At 57.2% G+C, this 2,446-nt stretch carries 4 protein-coding genes; all 4 read right to left on the minus strand.

Features of this window, described 5'->3' with window-relative positions; all coding sequences use genetic code 11:
* Window positions 1–704 (minus strand): 3-keto-5-aminohexanoate cleavage protein (locus tag AAF739_18055; protein ID MEM6384572.1); only part of this gene is annotated, 704 nt, incomplete at its 3' end.
* Window positions 705–765: 61 nt separating this feature from the next.
* Window positions 766–1,386, minus strand: coding sequence for a protocatechuate 3,4-dioxygenase subunit alpha (gene pcaG / locus AAF739_18060; protein ID MEM6384573.1), 621 nt, complete (start codon window positions 1,384–1,386; stop codon window positions 766–768).
* Between the two features lie 3 nt (window positions 1,387–1,389).
* Window positions 1,390–2,118 (minus strand): protocatechuate 3,4-dioxygenase subunit beta, encoded by a 729-nt coding sequence (pcaH, locus tag AAF739_18065; GenBank protein MEM6384574.1) that lies wholly within the window; start codon window positions 2,116–2,118, stop codon window positions 1,390–1,392.
* 45 nt (window positions 2,119–2,163) lie between these two features.
* Window positions 2,164–2,446 (minus strand): sulfatase/phosphatase domain-containing protein (locus tag AAF739_18070; protein MEM6384575.1); only part of this gene is annotated, 283 nt, incomplete at its 5' end.

Here is a 2,446-nt window from a genome sequence, read left to right on the forward strand (position 1 = left end):
AGGCGCACGTTGTCTTCAAGCCCTGTCCGCGCATGCCCTCCAGAAGAAATCGCCCAGTCGTTTAGAACGATCTGATTGGGTCCAATGCCCGCCGCGCACCAGGGCGCATCCCCCCCAAAGAGGCGCTGAACCGTCTGGATGTAGAAGTCGAAGACGTCTCGGTCCGCGGGCATGGCATTCTTCACTCCCATGACGAACTGGACGTATGGGGTGCCTTTGAGCTGACCGGCATCCTTCATCTTTTTGGCTTGCAGAATGTGGCTGAGATCGAAAGCTTCAATCTCCGGCTTCACGTCGTATTTGACCATCTCCGCAGCCAGCCACTCCACGAGATCAGGCGCGTTCTCATAAACCCGCGTGGGAAAGTTGTTTGAGCCGACCGAGAGCGACGCCATGTCAGGTCCGAGAGAGAGCATACCGCCACGCTCACGACCTGCGCCTGATCGCCCTCCTGTAGACAGTTGCACGATGATGCCGGGGCAGTGCTTTTCCAGACCCTCTTTCAATGCCGCGAATTTCTCTGGGTCAGACGTGGGTGTCTCATCCGCGTTGCGAACATGGCAATGCGCGATCGTCGCTCCCGCCTCAAATGCCTCCTGCGTGCTCTCAATCTGCTCGCTGACCGTAATGGGAACAGCCGGATTGTCGGCTTTGCTCGGCAGCGAGCCGGTGATGGCAACGCAGATGATACAGGGGCTTGGCACAGTGGCTTTTCCTCAAAGTGTGAGTGCTGTGAGGCGGAGAGACCACCGCCCGAAGCAGTCGTTAGATATCGAAAAATACGGTTTCGTTTTCGCCCTGTAGGCGGATGTCAAAGCGGTAGACTGGGATGCCATCACGCTCGGATCGCTTTGCCACGAGCGTGGGTCGGCGAACCTGCCACTCGATCAGGTTGAGCACTGGGTCTTTGCCGTTAGCCTCTTCCTCGTCGTCAAAGTACATCCGCGTATTTAGGCCGATGTTGATACCGCGGGCGACCAGCCAGAAATTGATGTGCGGGGCTTGCATGCCGACGTTTCGGCCTCGGGTTTTACCCGGTTTGACTGTGTCGAAACCCCACTCGCCGGTCTCAAAATTGGTGATGACGCGGCCCCAACCACGGAAGCCTTCTTCGACCTCACCGCCACCCCGTGGGTGCGCGTAATGCCCGGCTGAATTGGCTTGCCACACTTCGAGCAAAACATCTTTGACCGGGCTGCCGGTGCCGTCGATGACAAGGCCTTCCACCCGGATGCGCTCGCCCAGCGCCGCATCCCCGGCAATATCCTGGCCAAGCTCATGTTTATAGATATCGAAACCCGCGGCCCCCGGAGCAAGCCCGATATGGACATAAGGGCCAGCAGTTTGGGACGCACTTTCTCGAAGGTAATTTAGGTGCTGCGCCATGGCTCAGTTTCCCTCTAACCGATTTTCGAAGAGCGTTGAGCGCCGACCTCGAAGCACGATGTCGAATTTATAGGCAATGGTGTCGAGCGGAATGGAGGAGTTCATATCGAGTTTGGCGGTAAGCTGGTCTATTGCCTCCTGATCCGGGATGGTCTGCACGATGGGGCAGATCGGGATGAGGGGGTCGCCCTCAAAATAGCACTGCGTGATGAGCCGCTGCGCGAACGCCTCGCCAAAGACAGAAATGTGGATATGCGCTGGGCGCCAATTGTTCACATGGTTTCGCCATGGATAGGCTCCTGGCTTCACCGTCCGAAAGTAATAGTAGCCATCCTCATCTGTAATTGTGCGACCGCACCCGCCGAAGTTCGGGTCAATTGGCGCGAGGTACGTGTCCTTCTTGTGCCTATAGCGGCCGCCAGCATTTGCCTGCCATGCCTCTACCAATGTGTTCGGGACGGCGCGGCCGTTTTCGTCGAATACATGACCGTGCAGGATGATGCGTTCCCCAATTGGGCTCTCGCCCGGTCTGGCATAATTGCTGAGCAGATCCTTATCGATAGGATCGATATCGTCGTGTCCAAAGACTGGGCCGGTGATTTCGCCGACCGAATTTTGTAGTGAGATCAACGCGTAACTGGGAGATCGAGCTACTGATGTCTTATAGTCCGGCGTGTAGGCGGGAGGATGTAAGTTCCGGTCGCGTTGGTAGAATTCTCCATCTGGTGTCATGGCTAGGTTTCCTCCCTCGCTATGATTGTGAGGCGTTTCCTGATCTCACGCGCGCCCGGTTGGCATGGGCGCTTGGTCTACATGAGCCATCTCCGACCGTGCCAATTGCTCCATGAGCTGCGCTTTCACAGCGACCATCCCCGGGTCGTCCCACAGGTTATCGAACTCCCCTGGGTCTCCCTCAAGATCGTAAAGCTCACCCCAGTCTATCCCTTCAAAGACGCTCATTCGGTAGCGACCGTCTCGCACGGTGTGAACGTGCGGCCTAATTGCGATCCCGTCCATCGGTTTTTGATGTGCGTATTGGATGAAAGCGGCGCGTCGCGGC

This window comes from Pseudomonadota bacterium (assembly GCA_039024915.1).
Lineage (GTDB): Bacteria > Pseudomonadota > Alphaproteobacteria > Rhizobiales > MH13 > MH13.